At 49.1% G+C, this 19,934-nt stretch carries 12 protein-coding genes; 2 read left to right on the top strand and 10 right to left on the bottom strand.

The genetic code is table 11. The features are described 5' to 3' along the window. Nucleotides 1-2: 2 nt before the first annotated feature. The 10 genes from Mcas_RS11205 to nosD form a co-directional block, all read right to left on the bottom strand. Nucleotides 3-530: a c-type cytochrome gene (locus Mcas_RS11205; RefSeq protein WP_040335630.1), complete on the bottom strand. Its 528-nt coding sequence runs from the start codon at nt 528-530 to the stop codon at nt 3-5. Next, nucleotides 527-2,278, bottom strand: a complete 1,752-nt coding sequence (locus tag Mcas_RS11200) for a cytochrome ubiquinol oxidase subunit I (RefSeq protein WP_052567244.1) — start codon at nt 2,276-2,278, stop codon at nt 527-529. Before Mcas_RS11200 ends, Mcas_RS11205 begins: the two co-directional genes overlap by 4 nt. Nucleotides 2,279-2,338: 60 nt before the next feature. Next, nucleotides 2,339-3,070: a carboxypeptidase regulatory-like domain-containing protein gene (locus Mcas_RS16860; protein WP_052567243.1), complete on the bottom strand. Its 732-nt coding sequence runs from the start codon at nt 3,068-3,070 to the stop codon at nt 2,339-2,341. Between the two features lie 108 nt (nt 3,071-3,178). Beyond that, on the bottom strand, nt 3,179-3,682 hold the full coding sequence (locus Mcas_RS11190; protein WP_156033330.1) for a TlpA family protein disulfide reductase: 504 nt from the start codon (nt 3,680-3,682) through the stop codon (nt 3,179-3,181). A gap of 16 nt (nt 3,683-3,698) precedes the next feature. Then, nucleotides 3,699-4,700, bottom strand: a complete 1,002-nt coding sequence (locus Mcas_RS11185; RefSeq protein ID WP_040335628.1) for a transglutaminase-like domain-containing protein — start codon at nt 4,698-4,700, stop codon at nt 3,699-3,701. Nucleotides 4,701-4,826: 126 nt separating this feature from the next. Continuing rightward, on the bottom strand, nt 4,827-5,795 hold the full coding sequence (locus Mcas_RS19060) for a DUF1573 domain-containing protein (RefSeq protein ID WP_337833069.1): 969 nt from the start codon (nt 5,793-5,795) through the stop codon (nt 4,827-4,829). Between the two features lie 399 nt (nt 5,796-6,194). Next, nucleotides 6,195-7,871 (bottom strand): methyl-accepting chemotaxis protein, encoded by a 1,677-nt coding sequence (locus Mcas_RS16855; RefSeq protein WP_052567241.1) that lies wholly within the window; start codon nt 7,869-7,871, stop codon nt 6,195-6,197. Nucleotides 7,872-8,200: 329 nt separating this feature from the next. Beyond that, a complete protein-coding gene (locus Mcas_RS11170) occupies nt 8,201-9,031 on the bottom strand; it encodes an ABC transporter permease (RefSeq protein WP_052567239.1) in 831 nt (276 codons plus the stop codon). After that, complete coding sequence (locus tag Mcas_RS11165; protein ID WP_040335626.1) at nt 9,018-9,914, bottom strand: ABC transporter ATP-binding protein; 897 nt, start codon at nt 9,912-9,914, stop codon at nt 9,018-9,020. Before Mcas_RS11165 ends, Mcas_RS11170 begins: the two co-directional genes overlap by 14 nt. Nucleotide 9,915: 1 nt before the next feature. Then, nucleotides 9,916-12,195, bottom strand: a complete 2,280-nt coding sequence (gene nosD, locus Mcas_RS11160; RefSeq protein ID WP_040335625.1) for a nitrous oxide reductase family maturation protein NosD — start codon at nt 12,193-12,195, stop codon at nt 9,916-9,918. Nucleotides 12,196-12,830: 635 nt separating this feature from the next. Between nosD and Mcas_RS11155 the strand changes: the two genes are divergently transcribed. Next, nucleotides 12,831-16,136 carry a M6 family metalloprotease domain-containing protein gene (locus tag Mcas_RS11155; protein ID WP_040335624.1) on the top strand — a complete coding sequence of 1,102 codons (3,306 nt, stop codon included), beginning with the start codon at nt 12,831-12,833 and terminating at the stop codon, nt 16,134-16,136. A 340-nt stretch (nt 16,137-16,476) separates the two neighbouring features. Further along, on the top strand, nt 16,477-19,860 hold the full coding sequence (locus Mcas_RS16850; protein ID WP_052567237.1) for a M6 family metalloprotease domain-containing protein: 3,384 nt from the start codon (nt 16,477-16,479) through the stop codon (nt 19,858-19,860). Nucleotides 19,861-19,934 lie beyond the last annotated feature (74 nt).

The raw sequence follows: 19,934 nt of genomic DNA, 5'->3' as shown, positions 1-19,934 counted from the left end.
TATTAACTACCTCCTTTCTTGGCTTCTTTGGCGATCTGCTCTTGCAGGGTCGCTATGGACTCGGGATTGTAGGAGATGGTCACCTTTGACCCCTTGCTCTGTAGAAATGCCGCTACGGCTATTAACTCACCCTCGTTGAGTGACGTGGGTGGTTTGTGAATGGCCGGCATCATCTTTTCAAATCCCTTTGCAATAGTTTCATCGGGGTTGACGAGTCCCTCAAAGGCGTAGACCTCCGGTGTCATATTTTTTTCTTTTGCGTTTTTAACCATATCAGCCCCAATGGTTGCTATGGCGGGGGCACGCATACCGCTTTCGGCCTGCATCGGATGGCAAACCATGCACTGACCTTTACTAAATATGATCTCCTCGCCGATACTTATAAGCTCTTCTTGTGCGATGCCTTTTTCAATCTTCACGGTCTTTGGTGGCCGTGACTCCGACTGTGGCAGGAAGTAGAGACCTATATAGGCGAAGAATATGTTTAATCCTATCACTACTGCCAAGAGTTTAGCTGCTCCACCTTTCATGCCTTAGCCCTCCCCTTAGCCGCCGCCGCCTTTTCCAGCTTCATAATGCTTGCGAACAACATGCCGATCAGCAGGAAAAATATAATTGTTACCACTGAGCACACAACCGCTGCATATCCGTGCGTTGGCAGATAGGCATCCGGGCTTGTGTCCTTCATTACGCCATAGACGTGCCAGAACTGTCTGCCTCCTGACCTCATGTAACCCATCATGGCCATTAACCACGTAAACGTGACGGTTATGCCGATCAGGGCGTACTGCGATCTTTCGGGCATCTGTCCCCAGCGGGGTTCTCCTATAGTCTTGGCGTTTTTGTACATCATGTTATCCAGGATAAACAAGACTATAATGGTCAAAAAGAATATCCCGAACTGTATGGGGGACAGCACCTTTACCCTTATGGCTGAGGATACCATATAGCTATATACGCCAATCCCCAACATCGACACGGTTGACACAAACACTATGGCGATCCTTGCCGCATTGCCGGCCTTTGCCCAGGGTACAACGGGTTCCTTGTTGCTCATCTTGAATATGGCATAGCTCAGGAAGGTTGCCAGATAGGAGATGACAACGGCCGTATTTTTGGCAGCCATAACGCCCAGGTTACCGAGTATTGGGTGATAGGCACCGATACGCCTTGCTTCTTCGAGACTGAGGGCAACACTGTGCGGGGTCAGCCATATGGTGTATCCCAGGAGCATCACGATAAAGAGGTACTTTACGTACTTGAAGTATCGTTCTCCGCCAGGCATTTTATTGAGTGAAATCCACAGGTAGTAGTTGACAAACATCAGGATTGCCCCGATGAGGATTGCCTGCATGACCCACATCCAGGCGAAGAATCCGCCCATGAGCTGTATACCCATCTGTTCGTTGAACTGGTATATCTCAACTCCGAGCAGATAACCGATTCCGGGGAGGATAATCGAGGCCCCGATGGATATCATTGCCGAGGTATATCCCATCCAGTCGTAGTATGCCCTGTCCTCGTCCGTTTCGGATGTTATAAACCGGTAGGCCGCATAAGCAGCGGCGATACCGGCTCCAAAGACAACGTTGGCAACAAGTCTGTGTAACGAAAGGGGTATCCACATATACGTCTTTATGGCGGCCCATCTGTTGACCAATTCACCTGTGTCGCTGACGCCTGCCGGTGTGGTCATGTATCCCACCCACGAGCTTGTTATCAGGAGCATTGTTGCACCCATAATGTTTAACAGTCCCCCGATAGCTACATGTGTGCCCTTTTTATCCTTCATCTGGTGCCAGGAGTAATAGTAGTAGTAGCAGACCAATACCTCAACATACATCAGGAGGATGTAGGCCCACCACGTCGGTCCGAGTATCTTCAGCATGTGATCCATAAATTTCGGATACAACAGGGGTAAACTTATCATGAGCACTGTGCCGGCTATTGCCGTTAAGGTATAGGCAAGCGTAAATATCTTCGTAAAGTCATACGCTATCCGGTCGAGTCTGTCATCTGAGCGCTTCCAGCTTAGAAACTCCATAGAAACCGCAAAAATGGGGACACCCAAGACAAAGGCGGCAAAGTTTAGATGCAATTGTGCTATAATCCACACCCACACCCTGCTGCCCATTAGTGGAAAGAACCTGTAACCATCCTCAGTGGGTGCTGAAAGCATCTTCCCAAAGAGGAATATGCATATAAATCCCACCGTGAGCAGCAAGGTTATCTTTACCACCCCTTTTATTAAACCCTTCGTTACACTAACTTCAGCCATATATCATCTCCGTTATATTACGACATAAGTCTCATTCTTCTTAGCTATAGCTGGTAGTCTCTACTTCTTGGAAAATGTGTGGTCCAGCGTAGCAGCGGCACCAGCTTTTACCTCAACGTCTTTTGTTACCTCGCCAAAACCCTCATGCCAGACCTTTACCTTGTAATTCCCGGCGGGGATGTCCTTTATCTCAAACGTTCCCTTGTCGTCGGTGATGGCTACGTAGGGGTGTTTGGAGGCATAGACGTAGCCCCTCATCCAGGCGTGGGCGTCACACTGCACGATCTGCATACCGGCGACTTTTACGGGTTTTTCGATGGTCTGGTCCTTGTTTGGCAGGGCCAGGTTATACACTGTTCTCTTCTTGCCTTCTCCCAGCAATATGCCTAATGACGTGTTGTGGAATATGGGGTCTTCGTTCTTAATGATGTACTTCTGCCCCACATATGCAACACCTACGAGGGGATCAAACACGCACTTAAGGTTGTTGATTACCAAATCTGTCTTTGGAACAGCCTTTCCCTTTTCGATATTCTCAATGCTGACCAACACGTTCTTTACGCCCATGTCAGAGGAAACCAGATACTTCATTGCCGGTACTTTGCTTCCACAAGCGCCTTCATCCTTATTGATTGTTAACGTCTCATCCGGTACGGCTGACGATGCCTTTATCTTGCCCTTAATGCTGCCTCCACCCTTAACATCTTCCACCGTATAAGCCTTGACCTCTGCAAACAACCCTGCTGGAATCAGCAGAGCCATCAGCACTACACCTAAAACTATTTTTCTCATTGGTACCTCCATAAGGTTTAGATTATTTTAATCTGTGCTCCCTCGAAAATCAAGCAATCACAGACATATCCCATCGTTACTCTAACCGTTGTTATTCTACCACAAACCTCACTTGTTTGTAAGTGACCTGATGTGGTCATGAAGTTCTTTCTCATGTATGTAATGTCCTACAATGTCCCTGACAATTTTATTGGCATCGACAAAGACCAACACCGGCACATAGTTGATCCTGTACGCAGCCAGGACGTCCGGACGGTTACCCGCAAACATCGGAAAGACAAAACCAAGCTCCTTCTTGTAGGCCTTTACCAGTTTGCCGTCTTTGGCCATGGTATTTATGCCTATTATGCGCAAGTTCTTGCTTCCAAACTTTTCCTCTGCCCTTTTAAGGAGGGCTATTATCTGCGTGCAGTAATGGCACGCATTGTGCGTAAAATAGATAATCGTTGGCTTATCTATCAACGTGGCTATATCCGTCTTTTTATCGTTGTCATCAACCATAACAAACGTTGGTACCAAAGCACCCTCCTTGATCGTCGTCAGGGCGGAGCCGGACGCAGGTAACGCAAGTAACGCTAATGATAACAGAAATAGTGTCTTCAATGCAATCATCAAATTATCCTTCAACTTATTTCTCCAGCTTCAGTAGCTCATACTGTATGAAGTTCTTGTAGTTATGCCCATAGATCAGCGGGATACCGTTTGCCTCTGCATGTGTGTATGAAAAGGTGTTGAGTATTTCCTGCTGAGGCGGATCGAGGGTCAGCCCCCGTCCGGTGGACATCCGTATTCTGTTTGGCGTCAGATTGCCGAGGTAGAAATCCTTGAGGTCGGGGCGTTGTTTGGCCTCCGATACGTCTGCGGGCATCCACTTGCCACTGCCGATGTGAATCATGAGCCAGCTATGGGCATTTATACAGTCGGCTTCGATCTGTCCAGTCTTCTTCATCTCTGAGGGATAGGGCAACATCATACCCTGCTGCCACTTAACAGCAATGCCCTTGTACATCAGCATTGACCGCAGCATGGCATTAAAGTCGTCGTTGCGCCCGGACTTCTCCTCAAAGGCCAGCGTGCTGAACCCGCGGGTACACACCTTGGGCATGTACGCCGTCCGCTGGATGATGCCGTCGCAGAGCTTTCTTGCTATGACAACCGGATCATTGGTCTTGCCAACCGTGGCGTCAACGTACTGCGTGATATTGTCGTCCCACTTCTCCCACTCCGAGGGGGTCAGGTACTGCCTGGGGTCATCGTCCTTGCCCTCAGTGGTACCGACATTGGTGCGTCTTATCGTGTAGTTGATGGTTATCCGCTCGCCCTTGGGTATGTTGCGACTCTGGCAATAGAAGACCTTGTTCGGTTGCTTGTCGTACTTTTTAAACGGCAGCCTTGACTGTAGCGCCAGGCCGGTTATCTCCTGTTCCTTATCGTCAGGGGGGATTGGCAACCATATGCCAACGTTCTCATCCTTGGGGCAGCGCATGAACTCCGTCGTATACCTGATCTTCAGCGTAAGGGACTTGACCTGCGCATCGTTTACGCCACCGGCATGGCCATCCCCTCTGCCCAGACAGAACGCAGCAGCACCGGCAAGGCAGCCAATCAGGAAGTTGCGTCTGCTTATCATAAGTACCTATCCATAATTAATATGTACAAAAAAAAGAAGGAAAGAAGGGAGGGCTTTGCCCTCCCTCAGACCCACCCACAAGGGGACCAGTCCCCTTGACCCCATAATGCTCAATCCTAATCCTTATCACTTTTCTTTGTCTGTTACCGCAACGACTTCTCCATGTACAATCAGGGTAGTCATTGCCTTGTCGGGGTCGTTCGTCCAGACCTCAACGCCCCTGATAGTCTTGCCAAGGGGATCATCAGCACTATACGTTACAGTTATGAAGCCACTCTCTCCGGGTCCTATCTCCGCCGAACTGGCAGAGGCACTTGTGCAACGCCTTCAGCCGGGTACGACTTTGTTGACGATGAGCTTTCCCGTACCCGTATTGACAAACTCAAACTTATGGCTAACGGCTTTCTTTTGTTCTGTGGAGCCAAAGTCATGGCGGGTCTCCTTGAACTCTATTTTTGGCGAGTCTGCTTTGTGTGCCGGAGATTCTGTCTTTGGCGCTATCTGGGGTGCCGCCTGAGTCGTAACCTGTGCTGCTTGCTTATCCTTTGTCGCCAGGTCTGTCTCCACGGTGCTGGTCTGACCGGCTATCGTTCTGACCGGCATTCCAATTGTCCCAAGCCCCTCATGCCAGACATTGAGGATATACTCCCCCGCAGGCAGACCGTCGAACTCAAATTCACCCTTGTCATTGGTTACGGCGGCGTAGGGATGGTCAAAGACAAACACGTAACCGCGTATCCAGTCATGTGCATTGCTCTTGACGGTTATAAAACCTGTTTCTTTGGTGTAACGGTGGGCAGCTTTTATAGACTTCCTGATCTCCGTGCCCTTATCTGCCAGCGCCAGGTTTAATATCGTTGAACCATCGGTGAGCGGCCTGCCGGATAGTTTCTTTTGGTACTTAAGGCCGAGTTTCAGTTGAATGGTGTGCAGCAGGGGGTCGTCGTTTTTAAAGACGTACTCTCCGCCTACAAAGCCTACGTTTACAAGGGGGTCTACCTTGCACTTTTTGAATGTAATTGCTACGGGTGTCTTTGGCAGGGGCTTACCGCTTTTGACATTCTCCAGCCACACCACCGCATTTTTCACACGCATGTCCGTTATCATATACTCACCCGACTCCTGGCTCTTACCGCACGTCTCTTCATCTCTGGTGATGCTTATGGCGTCATCCTTGGGGGAGGTTGCAGAGTACTTCACCACACCCTTGATCGTAGAGGCGTCCTTGACCTCCATTGCGTCGTATGCTTGTGCCCTGCCTGTAGACAAAAACACGCATACAACTACAACAAACCAACTAACAAACTTATTCACTATTCAAATCCTCCATCGTTTTTTTTTGCAAGAGAAGGGAAAAGAAGGGAAAAAAAGGGGCAGCTCCGCCCCCCTTTAGAACCCCCTGCAAGGGGACCAGTCCCCTTGACCCCATTATATACTCAATCATAACTTTATAAATATATTCTGTTCATGTATTTATATTGATTAATAAATCCATTAGGTTAATCTTAAGGACTTATTGTGTCTTGCGCCCTTGTTCTCAAGCTTGAACTGGGATATTACATCTTGTAACTCAGAGGATAATTTTGACAACTCATTTGAGGAATTAGCTATCTGCTGTGCGGTTGTCATAGTCTCCTTTGATACAGTTGCCACCGTTTCTATATCAGATGTTATTGTCTCCGACACGGTTGACATCTCCTCTGTGGCTGATGTTATTTGCTGAACCATTAGTTGCAATGTGCTAATACTGTTGACTATTTCATTCAATGACTCACCTGCTTGAGTAGAGAGGTCTACGCCCACTTCAACCATGTTGGTTGCGCCATTCATTGATGTTACAGCCTTTTCGGTTTCCACTTGAATGGCCGTTATCATTTTGCCAATCTCCGTTGTCGCGCTTCCGGTTCTCTCGGCCAGCTTTCTCACCTCATCGGCTACCACGGCAAACCCCCGGCCCTGCTCTCCGGCACGTGCGGCTTCTATGGCCGCGTTTAAGGCAAGGAGGTTTGTCTGATCCGCTATGTCTTTAATTACACTGATGATGTCTCCTATCTGTTTTGAACGATCCCCAAGTGAAGATATCAATTGAGCGGAGGCATTTACGGTATCCGCTATTGATTTTACTTCATCTATTGACTTTTTAACTATCACCGCTCCGTTTCGGGCTAGTTTTAGTGTATCGTTTGATGAGGTTGAAATCTCTGATACGTTTTTTGCTATATCCATTATGGTTTGTGACATCTCTGTTGCCGATGTTGCTATCTGAGTTGCCTTGGATGACTGTTCAGATACGCCACTTGACATCAAACCAGTGCTTGAGCTTAACTCATGGCTCGCCGATGATACACGATCTGAAGCCAAAGAAACATCCGTAACAACATGTCCCAACCTCTCAACCATGTGTTTGATCGCCAGCAAGATTCCAGTTTCGGATTTGTTCACGGTCTCAAACTTTATTGCTAAATCTCCGTCTGCCACACTTTGGGCAATATCTGCTATATATTGAGGTTCTCCGCCTAATTGTCCAAGCAGAGTTTTTGTTACCCACAATATCAAAATAACCGTTAAGATAATGGTTATGATGCCGACAATTAACATTCTAATCGAAGCGTTATTTCCACTAACACCAACATTTTTTATTGTAGAGTCAACGTCCCTTGCCTGTATCTCTATCAGGTTACTCAGGGCCTTGACACTTCCTGCACCGAAGGGAGTGGTTGTCTTTGCACGAAACGCAGCAGCTTCTTCTATTTTACCGGCTTCCATTAGTTCAAACCATTTTGGGCGTGCTTCTCTGTATTGCGCAAAAACGTCAGTCAGCTCCTTTAAAGTTGCCCTTGCTTCATCACTGAGTTTTGTCTCGGCATAGAGCTTTAAGTTTTCGTCCACCACAGCAAGCCATTTTGGACTTTCATCTATTATCTTTTTCCGTGAAGCCGGCTCCGGTATGGCCAAATATTGTGCAAAACCGTATCTAAGCTGCCACAGGGCGTTCTGTGCAGTGGCAAGATGGCGTGTGCCGGCAAATCCACCATCTTTATTAATAGCAGTAATTGTCGATGACAGGTTGATAACACTCAGATAACCTGAAAAAAACATAACAATAGTCAAAACTACTATTGCTACTCCTAACGATAACATTCGTTTAAAAACAGTCATATTCTTCAGCATTATTACCTCCTGAAAATCGAGTTTGTATTTCTATATTGTCAAAACAACCTTTCAACCGCTTTTTTTTATATCTTTTAGGGTATACCTTACCTGTTTGTTTTAATACGCCTCCAGCACAATTTTTTATCGGCTCCTTACGTTTGATGTCTTTATTAAGACTCTATTATAGCACAACATCCTTGCTTTTAGACAGTTTCTTTTATTCCGATTCCGTGTACCGTAAGGTAAAAAGAAAGGGGCGGCTCCGCCCCCCTTTAGAACCCCCTGCAAGGGGACCAGCCCCCTTGACCCCTTCATTCTTAACTCTAATGCTCATTATAATCATATTATTATTCCAGGTACCGTTTCTTGAAAAATCTGTAACTCAACAACAGGGGTATACATATCCACATCAGGCAAATGACCCATAACACGGGGGCCTTGATAAAAGACGGCAGATCCACCGAGGACATACCCAAAAATATCATGTACTTACCGATGGTAACAAAGTTTAGTATCCTGTATACGTCAACGGGGTTTAGCATCAACAGCACCGAAAATATCTTTGGACTCAGCACACCTTTTGTTACTATCAACACACCGATCAGGCCCATGTCATAGAGTATCGTAAAGAACAGCCACAGGAATATCGTAAAGGCTATGACCTTGCTCCTTTCGTAAAAGACAACCGACACCAGAAACGATATGCTCAGAAACACCAGCCCCAGGATCACGGAATTCAGGATAAAGACCAGATAGCTGCCCAGCGACCCGATCCCCATCTTGGCGACCAGGACGACACCGCATAGGCCAAACCCCAGCACGGCAGGAAGCGTAAGGGCAATGGCCAGTCCAACGAATTTGCCCGTCAGAAACTCCGTTACCGAAATGGGAGAGGCCAGGTAGAATTCCAGGGTATGGCGGTCGCGCTCATCGGCGATCACCCCGCCACCCAGGGTCAGCGCCAGCAGGGGGATGAAGTAGATAACCAGCGAGGTTAGACTGGCGATTGTGGCCTCCATGTTTCTGAAGCTGGCGACCCCAGTGGTGGCCGTGCCGAAGTACGCTATAATCAGCGTAAAGAGAGCAAATCCTACGGTTATGACCCCCACCCACTTGCTCTTGAGCTTGTCGGAGACCTCCTTGTGGGCAATGGCACGCATGGCATCAGTGAATACCAAAGAACACCTCCTCGAGATTTGGCTCCCTCACGGAGAAATCGACAAACAGACTCTTCTGCTCCAGTATGGACGACAGCACCCTGAACTTGTGTTCCCTGGGCAGGTCGGCCATCAGGTGATTATCCCTGTAGGAGATGTTGACGGCACCATCCCTGTTAAGTATCTCCTCCAGGTGCGAGTTCCTGTCCTTGAGGGCGATGTATAGTTTCAGCGGCAGATTGAAGCCTTCGTAGAGTTCATCGAGGGTGCCGCACGCCTTTAGTTCACCGCTTTTCATCACGCCCACGCGCGTGACCTTGTCCTCGATTTCGGCCAGTATGTGAGATGACAGCACCACGGTCAGGGGTCTGACCTTTCTGACGCTGTCTATGATTTCGTAGAGTTCTCGTGTACCGATGGGGTCAAGCCCTGATGTCGGCTCATCCAGCACCAACAGAGACGGGGTGTTGACCAGTGCCTGGGCAAGGTTCAACCGTTGTCTCATCCCCTTTGAGTAGCCTCCGACCCGGCGGTTGAGGGCATCTTTGGAGAGGAGCTTGTCAAGGATGTCGGTGATGCTATCGACGCTGCCACCCTTGACGCGGGCAAACAGTTTTAGCGTCTCAGCGCCCGTGAGGTTGTCATAGAAGGATATCCGTTCGGGCATAAACCCTATCGTCTTTCTGAAGGACTGCCAGTCCTTTTCAGAGAGCGCCTGACCGTTGACCAGGAGTTGCCCCGCAGAAGGCTTTATAATACCGAGCATCAGCTTCAAGAGCGTTGACTTGCCGGAGCCGTTTGGACCGACCAGGCCAAACACCTCACCGGTTCGCAGTTCAAACGTTACGGCATCAACCGCCCTGACCTCGGCGTAGTTCTTGGACACCTGTTGAAAGTTCAGCATATCAGAACGCCCCTCCTGGCATGTTTACAAGTTTTTCGACATCACCATAATACTTTGCCGGTACGTACTTGGCATAGCCCTCCAAAAGCTCCTTCCAATTGGCGTGAAAGGGCTGCATTGCGGGCATGTTGTCGATCACCTTTGGTACGTTAATTATTGGAAACTGTTTCTCAAGCATCTTCAAAAAGTGCAACGAAGGGCTTGCAAACAAGAGCTTTGCCATCGGATACCTCCAGAATATGTGGTCTATCACCGTGTTGGACTCGTATGGAACGTCTCCCTTTCCGGTACCGGAGAGGTCCCAGCCCAGGTAGTCGCTCCAGTAGTTGTCATCCCACTGTTGGTTCCTGGCCGAAACGTACTTTACCTGTACCTCGTTTCTGATAAAGGAGTTCTGGTGGATGGCGTTTTCCTCTGAGCCGCCCCAGTTGTGCAGCCCCATGTTGTTGTTCATGATCAGGTTTGAGGTTATCATATTTTCTATGGAGTTGTACAGGAACATCCCCTTTGTGTTGCTGACAACGGTGTTGTTATTTATTTCGCTGCGTACTGTCTGATTTAACAACACCCCGTGTGTTTTGTTGCCAACGCATGTGTTGCCGTTGATCTTTGAGTTTTTCGTGTACATGATCGCCATGCCGACGAGGTTGTCAAATACCGAATTCCTGCTGAAATCCCCCGCATCCACCCACATCGTATGAATTGCATAACGACACCTGGATATCTTGTTTTCCGTGACTGTGGCGTTGTGGCAGACCTCCAGGTACATTGCGTCGCGACAATTGGTAAGTGTGTTGCCCGTAATGACGGCCTTGAAACTGCCCGTAAAGCTCATGCAGTTGCCACGATTGGTTTCGTCAAACTTCTCAATGCCGCTTATCGTATTGTTTTCGATCCTTATATTGATCCCCTCAAGGTTTCGTATCCCAAACATGATGTTTAACAGCGTGTTGTTTTTGATCACAACGTCATCGGCATACCGGGCTATAGCAATAGCCGTGTCGTCGGTGCCAAGTTCCGTGCCATCGTAGGTCAGAGTAAACCCCTCAAGCGTTACACGAGGACTGGTGATAATAACCAGGTGCCCGTTCTTTGCAAAAATCGTTGGATTGTCTATCCCCTTGAGGTACAGGGCCTTGTCGATCTTGAGATGTTCTTCATATTTTCCCCCCAGAACTTCTATAGTGTCGCCGTCACGAGCATCCTTGATGGCAGACGCTATTGAAGTATATTTTGCGCCACCACCCTTTTCGCCAACAATCAACGTCCTCCCCGCAGCCATAGAATACGCTGGAGAGACAAAGGTAACCGCCAAAATGATCAACAACCCCATAACGGGGTCAAGGGGACTGGTCCCCTTGCGGAGGGGGTCTGAGGGGGGGGCAGAGCCGCCCCCCTTCTTTTCCTTTTCTTTCTTCATTCTTTGTGCTATCAAGGCAGGACAGCGCCTGTTATCCCAGTAGTTTACCTGGCAGTCCAGGCAGTAGAGACAACTGCGCGGGTCAATGACGCCATCGGTCGTTATAGCGCCAGCCATGCAGTCTTTGTAACATATCTTGCACGTTGAACAAAACTCATACCTCTTGAGCTTTATCAACGGCAGCCACCTCAAAAACAACGGCAGCGATATACCCGCCCCCAGCGGACAGAGATACTGACAGAACGACCGGTAAAACACCACCGACCCAACCGTCAGAAAGACAAAGTATGCCACAAAATACCACTGCCTGTTAAGCCTTAGCACGAGCGTTTTAAACGGCTCAATCTCGGTCATGTACTCTGACAACATGAAGCTGTAAAACGATACCCCGATGATGGCAAAGAACACGACGTAACGTACATACAACAACCTTCCATGTAGTTTTTGGGGCAGCAGCGACGGCAGTTTTTCACGTATCGCCCTGACAATCCCGCTCAGTAGCTCAACCATCGCCCCATAGGGGCACATCCAGCCACAAAACACCCCCCTGCCCCACAGCAGCACGCTCAGTCCGATAAACAGAAACGTCAGAAGTATAAACGGCTCCATCATAAATAGCTCAATGGGGAACTGATGCTCCACCGCAACGCTGTTAATGGGGATGACGAGGTTGGTTGTCGTGGGCTGTGCCTTGAGTACCAGGCCAACGTATACAAAGGCCGTCAACAGAAAACCGTAGCGCACAATGCCCAACAGCCTTGTCCTCCTGGCCAGGGCGTCCCTGGCAGAGACGATAACGACCATCGCCACCAGAAATAGCACAAAGCCGGCAATGTAGTAGGGTTTATGCTTCCAGATCATTAACCACACTGCCCCTTCTCCAAGTAGATCACCAAAGAACTCAGTTATAAGACTTTTCAGCATCTACTCTAAAAAAAACCGCTCCGGCAGCTTGTATTCATTACCCATTGCTTACTCCTTCATAAGTTTTTATCATATTTCATTATGTATCGGATTAACCAGACCTAAGGTGTTCTCTTCTACATTCAAGCGCCACTTTATAACCTTACGGTATCCAATGACTTAACGCTATAGTATACACTATAAGATGGCACATAGTAAACACAAATTTATTACAAGGGCAGGGCAATCGCATTTGACGAAAACTGTCTGAACCACGATTTAACAGATTAAGGGATTGTCAGGATTGGGTAAAAAAAGCATAATGATGTATCAATGGCGATAAATCTTATCTTGTAAATCCTTTCATCCGTTTAATCATAGTTCAGACAATCTCTTAAGGTTGAGTATTGACAGCGCGTCAAAATTTCAAATGCGATTGCCCTGGAGGATACCTTTTTTGTTTGATAAATAATCAGGCGCAATGTTAGCGTATTAAGGTATTCTATTTTGACACTACCAAGGCGGCGTCATTGACCTGCCACATACTGCCACAACGAACGCGGCAGATATTGTTTAAAGTTTCGAGGTGTACAATGTTTACAAAGCCAAAAAATATGCCGGATATGTCATTACGTAATGGGAAAAAATGGCTGGTGTTGTTTGTCTTATGCTTTGCACTTGGTATTCCGGCTCTTTCTGTTGCAGCGCCGGCTAATCCTGGTGTCAGCGAGTTAGAACAACCCGATGGCAGTATAGTTATGGTCATCCTTCGTGGGGATGAGTGGTCAAACAGGGTGGAAACGGTCAGAGGGTATACGATTAGCAGGGGTAGCGATGGTTATTGGTACTACGTCACAGGGTATGACGCCGACAACAAGCCTGTGTTAAGCTCAATACACGCACACGAAGAACCGGTAGGTCTGATCAAGCACGTCTCACCATTACGCGGCAGAAAGATGATGCGTAATGAAAACGCGCAGGAGAAAATGGCTGCTGCTCCACATGGGACGTTGAACGGTAAAGTACTCTTTATTCTGGTACAGTTTAATGACATCAAGGGTACTTACACTGAGAGTGATTTTGCAAGTGTCCTGGCAAACGACCTTAAAGACTATTATTACAAGGCATCTAACGGTAAGGTAACGTTATTGCCGGCCAATGAATCCTTTGGATCTGCCAACAATGGTGTTGTGGGTTGGGTAACGTTGAACTATGACCACCCGGACACGGGTCAAAGTACAGACTCCAGGAATATGGAAATTACAAGCGACGCCATAGTAACAGCAGACCCATATGTTGATTTTGCCTCATATGACACCAATCATGACGGCTACGTTGATTCAAGTGAACTTGCCGTAGTTGTCATAGTAGCAGGGTATGAAGCCTCCTACGGCAGCAAATATACGCCAAATGTGTGGGGACATCAATGGGTTTTGACATCGCCACCAACGGTAGATGGTGTCTACGTTGGCGATTATCATGCCGGGGCAGGGGGATATGCGCAGTTTGGAGAGGTACACCAGCAAACTGCAAGTGACAAGCACAAAGCCACTCTGGGTATCATAGTACATGAGCTGGGACACTTGATCTTTGGACTGCCGGACCTCTACGATACAGATTACTCTTCAAACGGCATTGGTTATTTTTGTCTAATGGCTTCAGGGAGTTGGGGGAGGGCCTCTACGGATACTTACAGTGGTACAACACCGGTATTACCCAGCGCATGGGTCAGGTCAACCCTTGGTTGGATAGACGCCTACATTGCACCAGGAAACCTTGCCTTTACCGCCATTGGTGCCTCCTCAGCCACCGCCTCTAATACGGTTTATAAGGCCGCCTCCAGTCTTGCGAACGAATACTTTCTGGTTGAAAACAGACAGATGCAGGGTTACGACAGAGGCTTAGAGAGATGGCTAGAAAGCGGCGTTGGAGGTTTGGCAATATTTCACATAGACGATAAAGTTGAAAACAACGACACCGATACCCATCGCATGGTTGATCTAGTTGAGGCAGATGGCACTGAGGAGGGCTATGGTTCCCCAACCGACCTGTGGTACGCCGGCAACGCAACAACGTTTAACGATACGTCAAGCCCAAACAGCAAACTCTATAACGGAAGCAGTTCCGGTTTTGAGATAACTTCTATTTCGGGTAAAGACATTATCATGACAGCCAGTACATCAGGTACCACAATACAATACGCCCTCAACGTAACCAAAAACGGTACAGGCAGTGGTACAGTGACAAGTAACATTGGTGGTATTAGTTGTGGTGCGACGTGTACGGTTAATTTTGACGCCAACACCCAGGTAACACTGACCGCAACGGCAGACTCCGGCTCAATCTTTGTCGGCTGGAGCAGCAACTGCACCGAATACGGGATGAGTTCCATCTGCAGGGTGACGATGTCTGAGGCAAAGAATGTGACGGCGACGTTTGATACACCCACATGTACAAGTTATACGCTTACCCCAACGAGTATGACCTTCACTTCTTCCGGTGGCAGCGGCAGCGTAGACGTGGCGGTAAACACGGATTGCTCATGGACGGCGGTAAGCAACGTCAGTTGGATAACTATCACCTCCGGCAGCTCCGACAACGGCAATGGCACCGTAACGTATGCCGTAGTGGCAAACACGTCCACGAGCCAACGCACTGGCACGATGACCATAGCAGGGAAGACGTTTACGGTAACGCAGGAGGGGCAGGTTAGTGACTCAGTCGATCTGGCCATATCGAAGTTGGGCACAGGGACCGGCACTGTGACAAGCTCAGACGGCAAGATAAACTGCGGCGGCACGTGCACGGCCGGCTATACGTCATCGGCATCCACGCAGGTGACCCTGACGGCAAAGGCGGACTCCGGCTCAACCTTCTCCGGCTGGAATAAAGACTGCACGGGGACAAGTTCAACGTGTACTGTAACGATGTCTGCAGCCAGGAATGTTACCGCCAAGTTTGATAAAAATGGTAAAAATAGTAATAACACGGTCTTTTCGCATGTCAGGAAGGACTTTGATGGCGATGGTAAAGGCGACATCCTGTGGTACAACACAACGACGGGCGACGTCGTTATCTGGTTGATGAACGGATTGAGTATATCCCAGGGCAACTATGTCATCAGGAATGTACCCCTGGATTGGCAAATCAAGGCCATCGGCGACTTTAATGGCGACGGCAGGAGCGATGTCCTCTGGCAGAGCGCCAATAACGGTGACGTGGCGGTGTGGCTTATGGATAGTGCCAGTATAAAAAGCGGCGACTATATCGTAAAGGGTATCCCCTCGGATTGGACGCTCAAGGCAGTGGGAGACTTTAATGGCGACGGCAAGACAGACGTCCTGTGGCAGGGCACCAATAACGGCGACGTGGCGGTGTGGCTTATGGATGGTACAAGTATAAAAAGCGGCGACTATATCGCAAAGGGTATGCCCTCGGATTGGACACTCAAGGCGGTGACCGACATCAACAGTGACGGCAAGAGCGACATGATCTGGCAGGCCGCTAATGGCGACGTCTACGTCTGGCTCATTGATGGCAGCAGTATAACCGGTGGTGGTTTTGCTGCTAATGGTATTGCTGACAATTGGCAAATAAAGGCAATTGGCGACTTTGATGGCGATGGTGATGTCGATGTACTGTGGCAGGAGACGGCATCAAACGACGTTGCCATGTGGCTAATGGATGGTCTGACGATAGTTGATAACTACGTAACACGTGGCCTGCCGGGCAACTGGCAAATCCTGACAACGGGAGATTTCAACGGCGATGCCAAGTCCGACGTTCTCTTGCAAGACACCAATAACGGCGATGTCTATATCTGGCTCATGGACGGCGCCAATATAACCGGTGGCGGCTTTGTCACGAAAGCACTTGAGCTTGATTGGTGGACTCAGTAGAGGGGAGGTCTGAGGAGGCGCGGTGACGTCGCTGTGATAGCGAAGCCGCCCTCCTTGTTAAACAAGGCGGCGTCATTGACCTGCCACATACTGCCACAACGAACGCGGCAGATATTGTTTAAAGTTTCGAGGTGTACAATGTTTACAAAGCCAAAAAATATGCCGGATATGTCATTACGTAATGGGAAAAAATGGCTGATGCTGTTAGTCTTATGCTTTGCGCTTGGTATTACGGCTCTTTCTTTTGCAGCTCCGGCTAATCCTAAGTGTCAGCGAGTTAGAACAACCCGATGGCAGTATAGTTATGGGAGTCCTTCGTGGGGATGAGCGGGCACTTTGGATGGAGACGGTCAGTGGGTATACAATTGCCAGGGGCAGCGATAATTATTGGCGCTATGTCACAGGGTATGACGCCGACAACAAACCCGTGTTAAGCTCAATACGCGCACACGAAGAACCGGAAGGGCTGATCAAACACATCTCACCATTACATGATAGAGAAATGATGCGTAATAAAAACACGCAGGAGGCAATGGCTGCTGCTCCACATGGGACGTTTAACGGTAAAGTACTCTTTATCCTGGTGCAGTTTAATGATATAAAGGGTACTTACACCGAGAGTGAGTTTGCATATGACCTGACAAACAGGGTGAAAGACTATTATTACAAGGCGTCTAACGGTAAGGTAACGTTATCACCGACCAATGAATCCTTTGGAACTGCCAACAATGGTGTGGTGGGATGGTTAACGTTGAACTATAACCACCCCAATACGGGTGTAACCGGAGGGCTTCAATACCTTGACATTGCACGCGACGCCATCCTGGCAGCGGACCCGTATGTAGACTTTGCCCCATATGATACCAATCATGACGGCTACGTTGATGGATACGAACTTGCCGTAGTCGTCATAGTAGCAGGGTATGAAGCTGTCTACAGCGCCAACTATATACCAAGCGTACGTGCACATAAAGGGGGTCTGGGGGGGACAACAACACCATATGTAGATGGTGTTTACGTTGGCGATTACCATAACGAAGCAGGGGGATATGTGATGCTTGGCGAGGTACACCAGAACACTGTAAGCGACAAGCACAGAGCCCCTCTGGGTATCATGGTACATGAGATGGGACACTTGATCTTTGTACTGCCAGACCTCTATGATCGAGATTACTCTTCAGACGGCATTGGTTGTTTTTGTGTAATGTCTACCGGGATGTGGACGAAGGCCTCTACGGATGCTTATATTGGTACAGCACCGGTATTGCCCAGCGCATGGGTCAGATCAACCTTTGGTTGGATAGACGCCTATATTGCACCGGGAAACCTTGCTTTTACCGCCATTGGGGACTCGTCAGCCACCGCCTCTAACACGGTGTATAAGGCCGCCTCCAGTCTTGCAAACGAATACTTCCTGGTTGAAAACAGACAACCACAAGGTTACGACATAGGCTTAGAGGACTGCTTAGGAAAAGACTCTGGAGGTTTGGCTATATTTCACATAGATGATAACGTTGAGAACAACGAAACAGACACTCACCGCAAGGTTGACCTCGTTGAGGCCGATGGCACTGAGGAGGGTTATGGTTCCCCAACCGACCTGTGGTACGCCGGCAACGCAAAAACGTTCACCGATACGTCAAGCCCGGCAAACAGCAAGCTCTATAACGGGAGCAGTTCCGGTGTTTCGATAACCTCTATTTCGGCAAAAGGTATTATCATGACAGCCAGTACTTCATATGCAGTGCAATACGCCCTCAACGTAACCAAAAACGGTACAGGCGGTGGTACAGTTACAAGCAATTTCGGTGGTATTAGTTGTGGCACAAAGTGTACTGCTAATATTGACCCCAACACCCAGGTAACCCTGACCGCAGTGGCAGACTCCGGCTCAATCTTTGTCGGCTGGAGCAGCAACTGCAGCACCGAATACGGGATGAGTTCCGTCTGCAAGGTGACGATGTCTGAGGCAAAGAATGTGACGGCGACGTTTGATACACTGATATGTACAAGTTATACGCTCACCCCAACGAGCAAGACCTTCACCTCTTCCGGCACCTCTTCCGGTGGCAATGGCAACGTAAGTGTAACGGCAAACACCGGTTGTTCATGGACGGCGGTAAGCAACGTCAGTGGGATAACAATCATATCCGGCAGCTCCGGCAATGGCAATGGCACCGTAGCATATACCGTGGCGATAAACAGTTCCACGAGCCAACGCTCCGGCACAATGACCATAGCCGGACAGACCTTTACGGTAACACAGGAGGGCGCTCCGACATGTACGAACTATACGCTTACCCTAACGAACAAGACCTTCACCTCTTCCGGTGGCAGCAGCAGCGTAGGCGTGATGGCAAACACCGCTTGCTCATGGACGGCGACAAGCAATGATAGTTGGATAACAATCACCTCCGGCAGTTCCGGCAATGGAAATGGCACCGTAGCGTATACCGTGGCGGTAAACACGTCCACGAGCCAACGCACTGGCACGATGACCATAGCAGGGAAGACGTTTACGGTGACGCAGGAGGGGCAGGTTAGTGACTCAGTCGATCTGGCCATATCGAAGTTGGGCACAGGGACCGGCACTGTGACAAGCTCAGACGGCAAGATAAACTGCGGCGGCACGTGCATGGCCGACTATACGCAATCGGCGTCCACCCAGGTGACCCTTACAGCAACGGCAGACTCCGGCTCAACCTTTTCCGGCTGGAACAATGACTGCACGGGGACAAGTTCAACGTGTACGGTGACTATGTCCGCAGCAAGGAATGTCACCGCCAGGTTTGATAAGAGTGCCGGCAATAACACGGTCTTTTCGCATGTCAGAAAGGACTTTGACGGCGATGGTAAAGGCGACATCCTGTGGTACAACACAAAGACGGGCGACGTCGTTATCTGGTTGATGAACGGATTGAGTATATCCCAGGGCAACTATGTCATCAGGAATGTACCCCTGGATTGGCAAATCAAGGCCATCGGCGACTTTAATGGCGACGGCAGGAGCGATGTCCTCTGGCAGAGCGCCAATAACGGTGACGTGGCGGTGTGGCTCATGGATGGTGCCAGTATAAAAAGCGGCGACTATGTCGTAAAGGGTATCCCCTTGGATTGGACGCTCAAGGCAGTGGGAGACTTAAATGGCGACGGCAAGACAGACGTCCTGTGGCAGGGCACCAATAACGGCAACGTGGCGGTGTGGCTTATGGATGGTGTTAGTATAAAAAGTGGCGACTATGTCGTAAAGGGTATCCCCTCGGATTGGACGCTCAAGGCAGTGGGAGACATCAACAGAGACGGCAAGAGCGACATGATCTGGCAGGCCGCTAATGGTGACGTCTACGTTTGGCTCATGGATGGCAGCAATATAACCGGTAGTGGTTTTGTCGCTAAGGACATTCCGGGTAATTGGCAAATAAAGGCAATTGGCGACTTTGACGGCGATGGTGATGTCGATGTGCTGTGGCAAGAGACGGCATCAGGCGACGTTGTCATGTGGCTGATGGATGGTCTGACGATAGGTGGTAATTACGTAACACGTGGCCTATCGGGTAACTGGCAAATCCTGACAACGGGAGACTTCAACGGCGATGCCAGGTCCGACGTTCTCTTGCAAGACACCAATAACGGCGACGTCTATATCTGGCTCATGGACGGCGCCAATATAACCGGTGGCGGCTTTGTCACGAAAGCACTTGAGCTTGATTGGTGGACTCAGTAGAGGGGAGGTCTGGGAGGTGCGGTGACGTCGCTGTAATAGCGGAGCCGCCCTCCTTCTTTCGTAAATAGTTCACC

The organism is Candidatus Magnetobacterium casense, from assembly GCF_000714715.1.
GTDB classification, from domain to species: domain Bacteria; phylum Nitrospirota; class Thermodesulfovibrionia; order Thermodesulfovibrionales; family Magnetobacteriaceae; genus Magnetobacterium; species Magnetobacterium casense.
This window is presented reverse-complemented; position numbering and strand designations above follow the sequence as displayed.

Coding starts and splice junctions, on each gene's coding strand:
- Mcas_RS11205 (WP_040335630.1), bottom strand. CDS start 530: ATGAAAGGTGGAGCAGCTAAACTCTTGGCAGTAGTGATAGGATTAAAC.
- Mcas_RS11200 (WP_052567244.1), bottom strand. CDS start 2,278: ATGGCTGAAGTTAGTGTAACGAAGGGTTTAATAAAAGGGGTGGTAAAG.
- Mcas_RS16860 (WP_052567243.1), bottom strand. CDS start 3,070: ATGAGAAAAATAGTTTTAGGTGTAGTGCTGATGGCTCTGCTGATTCCA.
- Mcas_RS11190 (WP_156033330.1), bottom strand. CDS start 3,682: ATGATTGCATTGAAGACACTATTTCTGTTATCATTAGCGTTACTTGCG.
- Mcas_RS11185 (WP_040335628.1), bottom strand. CDS start 4,700: ATGATAAGCAGACGCAACTTCCTGATTGGCTGCCTTGCCGGTGCTGCT.
- Mcas_RS16855 (WP_052567241.1), bottom strand. CDS start 7,871: ATGCTGAAGAATATGACTGTTTTTAAACGAATGTTATCGTTAGGAGTA.
- Mcas_RS11165 (WP_040335626.1), bottom strand. CDS start 9,914: ATGCTGAACTTTCAACAGGTGTCCAAGAACTACGCCGAGGTCAGGGCG.
- nosD (WP_040335625.1), bottom strand. CDS start 12,195: ATGATCTGGAAGCATAAACCCTACTACATTGCCGGCTTTGTGCTATTT.
- Mcas_RS11155 (WP_040335624.1), top strand. CDS start 12,831: ATGTTTACAAAGCCAAAAAATATGCCGGATATGTCATTACGTAATGGG.
- Mcas_RS16850 (WP_052567237.1), top strand. CDS start 16,477: ATGGAGACGGTCAGTGGGTATACAATTGCCAGGGGCAGCGATAATTAT.